The 7,103-nt window shown below is 61.1% G+C and carries 8 protein-coding genes; 1 reads left to right on the top strand and 7 read right to left on the bottom strand.

Going from position 1 to position 7,103, the window contains the following annotated elements; translation table 11 throughout:
* Positions 1–36 precede the first annotated feature (36 nt).
* The 7 genes from P792_RS26095 to mlaD form a co-directional block, all read right to left on the bottom strand.
* On the bottom strand, positions 37–390 hold the full coding sequence (locus tag P792_RS26095) for a UrcA family protein (RefSeq protein ID WP_023978268.1): 354 nt from the start codon (positions 388–390) through the stop codon (positions 37–39).
* A 438-nt stretch (positions 391–828) separates the two neighbouring features.
* The gene (locus tag P792_RS26090; RefSeq protein ID WP_023978267.1) at positions 829–1,329 is read right to left on the bottom strand and encodes a disulfide bond formation protein B; all 501 of its coding nucleotides are present in this window, start codon (positions 1,327–1,329) and stop codon (positions 829–831) included.
* Positions 1,326–2,669 (bottom strand): trehalose-6-phosphate synthase, encoded by a 1,344-nt coding sequence (locus P792_RS26085; RefSeq protein ID WP_023978266.1) that lies wholly within the window; start codon positions 2,667–2,669, stop codon positions 1,326–1,328. Before P792_RS26085 ends, P792_RS26090 begins: the two co-directional genes overlap by 4 nt.
* Positions 2,669–3,412, bottom strand: coding sequence for a trehalose-phosphatase (otsB, locus tag P792_RS26080; protein ID WP_023978265.1), 744 nt, complete (start codon positions 3,410–3,412; stop codon positions 2,669–2,671). Before otsB ends, P792_RS26085 begins: the two co-directional genes overlap by 1 nt.
* A gap of 193 nt (positions 3,413–3,605) precedes the next feature.
* Positions 3,606–4,508: a DUF2155 domain-containing protein gene (locus P792_RS35945; protein WP_161630828.1), complete on the bottom strand. Its 903-nt coding sequence runs from the start codon at positions 4,506–4,508 to the stop codon at positions 3,606–3,608.
* Between the two features lie 10 nt (positions 4,509–4,518).
* Positions 4,519–4,725, bottom strand: a complete 207-nt coding sequence (locus P792_RS26075) for a hypothetical protein (protein WP_023978263.1) — start codon at positions 4,723–4,725, stop codon at positions 4,519–4,521.
* The gene (gene mlaD / locus P792_RS26070) at positions 4,722–5,222 is read right to left on the bottom strand and encodes an outer membrane lipid asymmetry maintenance protein MlaD (protein ID WP_023978262.1); all 501 of its coding nucleotides are present in this window, start codon (positions 5,220–5,222) and stop codon (positions 4,722–4,724) included. Before mlaD ends, P792_RS26075 begins: the two co-directional genes overlap by 4 nt.
* A gap of 218 nt (positions 5,223–5,440) precedes the next feature.
* Here mlaD and P792_RS26065 point away from each other — a divergent pair, with 218 nt between their 5' ends.
* Positions 5,441–6,991, top strand: coding sequence for a vitamin B12-dependent ribonucleotide reductase (locus P792_RS26065; protein WP_023978261.1), 1,551 nt, complete (start codon positions 5,441–5,443; stop codon positions 6,989–6,991).
* Positions 6,992–7,103: the final 112 nt, after the last annotated feature.

The raw sequence follows: 7,103 nt of genomic DNA, 5'->3' as shown, positions 1-7,103 counted from the left end.
CATCCTGTTGCCACGCGCGCTGTAGCGCCTTTTCGCTCACGAACGGGCCAGACGCGTCTGGCCGGCCAGGGTGCGGCGGGCATAGATATTGCGCATCTGCTGTACGCCGTTTTCGTAGGCGGCCTGCGTGCATTCCTCGATATCGGCTTCGCGGCGATCGCTGGCGCCTACCGTACGTTCACAGATATCGGCTGCCTTGACACGAATGGTATCGGCAACGCGATTCCAGTCGCGGTCAGATTTCAGGTCGGTGTTGGAAACATCAATCTGAGCCGTCTGGTTTGCTGCGGCCTGCACGTTCTCGACCACAATGTCTTTCGCCAGAGCAGGCTGGGCAGCAAGAGCGACAAGGCTGGCAGCGGCGATGAAAGACTTGGTGAATGCGAACATGATTGAAATCCCTATGTGCCTCAGGCCCTTTGCCTGATGGTCTGATTTCTTTCATGCAAGCACCGTGCCAAACTCGATTTACGGGCTTTATTCCGGGAGTTTTTTATTATTATGCCGATCTGTGTGAGATAAATTACCGATAAATGGCAACATAGGTCATGATATGGCGAAAGCTCCCAGAATTCTTGCGAGTGCAATCGGGAGATAAGACTCTCACCCACCTCGTATGAGAATTTTCCACGATAGCAAGCATAGACAGCGAGGTGCCAAATGCTACAGCTCCGACGATCAGGGCGGGGATTGCAGGCGCAGGACCCGTTGTGGATAGAGGTTGACACTTTTCTTGCGTGGCCTCGGAACCGGATAATCCCCTGAGCCCTGCCAGCATCTATCTGTTTCGACAGGGATTGGGCGTATCAGGCGGAAACCGCGACCGGTTCAGCGTGCCGCGTGCCAGCGCCGGGCCTGAAGCACGACGCTATAGCTGACAAGGATGAACAGCAGCGCGGCGGCAATACCGCCAAGGACCGTCATCGAAACAGGCAGATGAAAGAGATAGGTCGGGTCATCGCAGGGTTTGGCGGGGCGAAGAGGCATACTGGCCATACGCTCGCGAAAGCTGGCACCTGTATGAAATACGGGTGCGTGACAGGCAGGAAGCGGGCTTTCCCACCATTTCTGCTCAACACCATTATGGAGCCCGGCCAGCATGACGGCTGCTGCGAGGGCTGGCAGACTTAGGACCGTGGCCCAGAACCCGACCATACCCGGGATGAGCAGGGCCAGAACGCCAAGAAAGGCGACGATGCGCCACGGCGCCCGCTCGATAAGGCAAAGCTCGCATGGGGCATAGCCGAGCACGTGCTCGGCCCACCAGGCGACGCCAATTGCGGCCATACCGGCGAAAAACAGTAATCCACCGGTCAGTCGAGCAATCATTCCTGTCTTTCGGTCTCTCTGAGCATTTCAAGAAAACGATCGGCCCAGTTTGCTGCGGTATTCTGGGTGACGTCGTAGTGTAGAGCCTGCCAGCGTCTTTGCCGCTCTTCAAGGCTCATTGTGATCCCGGCATGGATCGCATCGGCAATGCCTTCGTGATCATACGGGTTCACCATGAGGGCCTGCTCCATTTCAGGTGCAGCGCCGGCGAGCGATGACAGGATGAGGGCGCCCGGATTGTCGGCGCTTTGCGCAGCGACAAATTCCTTGGCCACGAGATTCATGCCATCGCGCAACGGGGTGACCAGTGCCACATCGGCGATGCGGTGGAAACCGGCCAGAACCTCGCGCGGGACAGACTGGGTGAGGTAGCGAATGGGTGACCAGTCGAAGTTACCGTGCATGGCATTGATATGCCCTGCCATCTCATCAAGCTCACGACGCAGCGCACGATAGCTGGCGACACCGGCGCGTGAGACGGGTGTGATCTGCAGGAGAACCGTCTCACCCTTATGCTCGGGGTAGCGGTTGAGAAAAGTCTCGTAGCCGTGGATGCGTTCCGGGATCCCCTTGGAATAGTCGAGGCGATCCACGCCAAGGATGAGCTTGCGGCCACGAAGGGACGCATGAAGGCGCTGCACCTCCTCGGCCATGACATTCTGTTCGGCCTGCTCGCTGAATTCGACCGGGTCGATGCCGATCGGGAAATGAACGGCGCGGTTGGGCAGATTATTGGCTTCGAAGCACCCGTTCATGTTGCGGGCATCTTCCTCGGTCTGCACACCGATGAGGTCATAGGCAGCCATCTCACGCAGCATTTCCTCGGCGCAGGGAAGCACACGTGTCACGCTCCAGGGCGGGAACGGAATGTGCAGGAAAAAGCCGATCTTGGCCTTTACGCCACGCCGACGCAGCTTCGCGCCCAGCGGGAAGAGATGGTAGTCATGCACCCAGAGCGTATCGTCCTCGCGCAAGAGAGGAACGAGTTGATCGGCAAAGAGGGCATTGACCTCGCGATAGACCTGATAATCGATCCGTTTGTAGTCGATGATCCCGATGCGATAATGGCAGAGCGGCCAGAGCAGCCCGTTGGAGAATTTCTCGTAGAAATGCTCGTACTCGCTGCGCGTCAGATCGATCGTGGCATAGGTGCAGCTCTCATGGGTGTCGAGCTTGGGCGTCTGCTCGCGAGATTGCGTGGTGTGGCGGCCTGACCAGCCAAACCAGAGGCTCTCCGTGCCACGCACGGCATCGCGTACGCCCACGGCCAGACCGCCTGCGGGCTGGCTGCGTTCGCGCGGAGCAGGGACACGGTTGGAAACAACGACGAGGCGACCCATCAGGCAGTCTCCACATAACGGGCAAGCCATGCCCTGAATTCATGGGCGGTCGGGAAGTCATCAGGAATGAGATAACCGAACCCGCCAAGGGCCTTGGCGGCCCGAACGCCGTCCATGTCAGTCACGTCGTCACCGACAAAAACCGGCACGCGTCCGGCGAAAGGAGGCTGCGCCATCAGAGCCTCGACGGCATTGCCTTTGTGAATACCGGCAAGGCGGATTTCCCAGGCCATCTTGGACGGATGGATTTCAAAATCATCCTGACCCGCCAGCCATGCGATGATTTCCTGCTCGAAAATGATGCCAGCGTCGGGATTGCCGCGATAATGCAGCACGAGCCCCGCCTTCTTGCGTTCGAGCGCCGTATTTGGGAAACGCCCTATCAGGGCTTCGGCACGGCTTTGCCATTCCGGGGGCAGGGGCGTTGTGACAACAGGTTCTTCCTGTCCATCGAGGCTGCGGCGCAGGGTAAGCCCATGCTCGCCTGCAACAGCGGTCGGAATACCAGGCAGAAAATGGTCGATCTGTTCGATCGGACGCCCGGTAACGATGGCAAGCGCACCGCCGCAACGGTCTCTGAGGCGCAGCAATGTCTCGATCAGGCCGGGCTCGACCTGAACAGAAGCCGGGGTTGGGGCAATATCGACCAAAGTCCCGTCGAAATCGAGCAGAAAGGCTGCGTGATCCGCAGAGGGCGCGATTGGGCCAGATGACGGAGTCGCCGTGGGAGAGGGGGTTGTCATGGGTTTGATAACTTCCTCATTGATACGCGGTTGCACCGAAATACAGGCACAGCTGCGTTATCAGCCACAAATCTGATCAGAATATGGTCGTCATGTCATTTTGTTGCTTTGCACTCGATCCGCGACACTGGATCGGGCTTGTCGGACGGCGTGGCAACCGGGCGCCACGCCGTCAATGGGCAGGCCTGCGATGTTACTGTCCGTAGGGCTGCGGGGGTGGAAGGGGCTGACCACCGCCATTCGATGGCGCGCTGTTTGATACCGGCCCGCCCGAAAGGGGCGCTAGTTGCATGGGACCACCCTGATCGGCGCTGGACGAAGGAGACTGGGGGGGACGAGGGAGTGATTGTCCCTGGCTCGTCTCGTTGCGGGTGGGCTGATTATAAGCCCCTCCCATGGGGTGTGAGCTGTTTGCGGGGTCACCGAGCGGCGTAAGGCGGGTCGGCCCGGCCGAAGCACCACTGGCCGGGTTACCGCCATTTGCCGGGAGTGTGCCGGAGCGCACAGGTAACGCGGCAGAACCTTGGGACGGATCGTTCAGATCGCCCGGCTGGCTCTGCGCGCTATCAGGCGTATTCGCGCCCAGAACAGGCACGACCGGCTGCGGCAGTGGGGCGAGTGTGGGGTCGGCCTTCGGGCCAGAGCATGCAACCACTGAAATGCCGTAGAGCGCGCTCTTGTAGGTGCCGAGTGAAGGTTCCTGCGCCAGAATCCAGCCCGTGTAATGGGCACCGGGGTCCGTGTCGTCACTGGTGGTGATGAGGGCTGCCGCATTGCTCGGCAGGGTTTCGGGACGTTCGACGCAGCGCGTGACGCCAAGATGCAGGCTGCGATATTGCGCCTGCCCCCCAACCGGAATGGTCATTGTCTCGATATGGGAGTCGGTTCGGTTGAGAACGCGGATCACAGCCTCACCGCGACCTTGCCACAGACCAGCCGGATACATCACCGGAGGCGCCACGGCTTCCGCCGCCAGAGCGGGCATGGAAGAGGCGGTCATGAGGGCAATGACAGTCACAGGCGTGAGGCCGGACAAACGCAGGACGCGCTTGTGGCCCTGTGTCTGGAAAAGAGCGTGTATCCCGGTGCGTTTCATAGGGCGCATTTCATGGATTGAGTTCTTCCAGCGCGTCGATCATGCCAGCCAGATGGCGGCGCATGGCATCGGGGGCGACACCCATCAGCAAGGCATCCTCGAACACGTCCTGCAGCGTCTGGCGCAGCTCGGTGTCGTTTTCACGCAGGACCTTGAGTTTCTCTACGCAAGCAATCGGGGTGCCATTGCGGTCGGTCCAGGGCGTCGCCTCGCTCATGGGGTGGCGGCCTTGCGGCTCTTGTCGAGCGAGTCCGTCACCGAGAAAATGAACTTGCTCAGAAGCTGTTCGAGGCTGATGGCCCCCTGGGTCTGCCCTACGACGGAGCCGGGTGTCAGGTTCTTTTCATCGCCGCCGGGGGAGAGAGCAATATACTTCCCTCCAAGCAGGCTGTCAGACGTCACGATGGCGGCACTGTCGGTTGGCAGATTGATGCCATTGCGTACCGTGAAGCTGACCTGCGCACGATAGCTTTTCGGATCGACCTGCTCGGAGGTGACATGGCCCACCGTGATGCCGGCCAGACGGACATCCGACCCGACCGAAAGACCATCGATCTGGTTGAAAACGGCCTTGAGCATATAGCCGTCGCTGCCACCCTGATGACGGCCCAGAACGGCAAGGGCAAGCAGGGCCGCCAGGATCGCAAGAACCACGAAGCCGGTCGTCAGTTCGAGAAGATCGCGACGGGGGCGCACGCCAGACAGTGAACTCATGGGATTTGGCAACTCGCAGGCTTGGACCCCGGAAAGGGTGCGCTGTTGAAAGACAACCCTGCCAGTCCTACAGGCTTCGCTCGCAAGCGTCTATCACCCTGCCCTGGCGGGGGGCGGGAATGTTATCCACCATATCCCCATTTTGCGGACCATTATCCCCTGTGGGCGGTGCCGAAACACCCTTTTCCCGGCCCGAGTCGATGCCTAGATTCAAGGCTATGACAACGCTTCTCCATTGGAACGGGGTGCGTATGCGCACAACGCATGTCGCTGCCGATCCGGACGATCTCGCCCTGCGCGCCGTAACCCTTCCTGCAAGCTGGGAAGACGAAGCGGCGATAGCGCTTTTGCAGCTTTCGGCATCGACTGGCGCCTTGCGCCTTTCGAGCGAGGCCGCACGCTGGCTCGACCGGCTGACCAGCCTGCCTGCCCTGCCGGGTGAGTCTGTGGGCAGTGCCGGTCTTGGTGCTGCGCTGGCAGCTGCGTTGCTGGAACGACAGATGGCGCCGATGGCGCCACTCTGGCAGGGGCAGGTCGATCGTCGCAGCGGGTTCGTAGTCAATCTGGCGGCTTTTGTTCAGGAGGGTGATTTCAACGGCGAGGCCTTTGTCACGCTCATTCGCCTGGCCTGTAGCGCCCTGCGCCGCCTCCATGCGGTCAATGGCCCCATGCTCAACGGTGAGTTGCCGCTTTTCGACGGTCCTGCCACCGCAACACCCGAGCAGGAGGCTCAGGGTGGCCCCGCAGGGACGCTGCTTCTGACCAATCTGGATAGCTGTCTCGCCCTTATGGGGCTCGATTATGACAGTGAGACCGGGCGCGATGCGGCCTGCTATCTGTGCTGGCTTGCCACCTCCCTTGCGCGTCAGGGTGCAGGGCCTGTGCCGCTGCCTCCCGTCTCCTGCCCGATCCCGGGACTTGAGGTTACAGGGCGCCAGATACGCGACGAGATGGAGGATACGCTGCCCGATCTGCCCAACAGGGTGCTGATCGAGACCGGCTTCTCCCAGCCCGGCCCTGTCGATGCCCTGCTGGGCGTTGAAGCGTGTGGTCTGGCTCCCATCTTCTCGCCGTTGCGTGCCGATGGGACGCTGCGTGCAAGTGCCCTGTCACGGTTGGCGCATCGCGGGTTGACGCTGGAAGGCGCGTTCGCCCGTGCGGTACTGGGCGAAACCCCCCTGCCTCAGCCCGGGCCCGATGCCCATCTGCTGATGCATCGCGCCCTGACCGGGTTTGTTGATCGTATGCCGGCGCGTCCTGACCCGGCGTCGCCCCTGCCTTTGCGTGCGCGTCTGGAGCGCGGTGTGCGTCGCCCCCTGCCGGCACGTCACGGCGGGTTCACGCAGCGCAGCGCGATTGGCGGCCATCGGCTCTATCTGAGGACGGGTGAATATGAAGATGGCTCGCTGGGCGAGATCTCGCTTACGCCCGGTCGTGAGAGCGCGATGGTGCGTGGCCTGCTTGAAAGCGTCGGACAGGCCGTGACCATCGGCCTTCAGCACGGTGCCCCGCTGGCGGCGTATGTCGAGCAGTTTGCCCATACGCGCTTCGGGCCTGCCGGTACGGTCGAAGGCGATCCTGTGGCGGCTTATGCCTCATCGCTGCTTGATTATGCCTTCAGGGCGTTGTCAGATAGTTATCTGGGGAAGCGTCTGCCCGACAGCGCACCCGAAGATCCTCACGTGATCGAGGAGGATCCGATGTTGCCGCTCGATATTCCGGGTGATCTTCCGCCGCATGAGCGTGGCAGGCTGCGATTGGTCAGCTGAGGGAGATTCCCTCAGCCCCTCTGCAAGGAGACAAGCCGATGTCACAGACCCCTGACGAAACCCCGACCGCCCGTTTAACCGCTCTTGGGCTTGCACTGCCCAAGGCCGCAGC

Origin of the sequence: Asaia sp. SF2.1 (assembly GCF_000505765.1) — a bacterium.
Lineage (GTDB): Bacteria > Pseudomonadota > Alphaproteobacteria > Acetobacterales > Acetobacteraceae > Asaia > Asaia bogorensis.
This window is presented reverse-complemented; position numbering and strand designations above follow the sequence as displayed.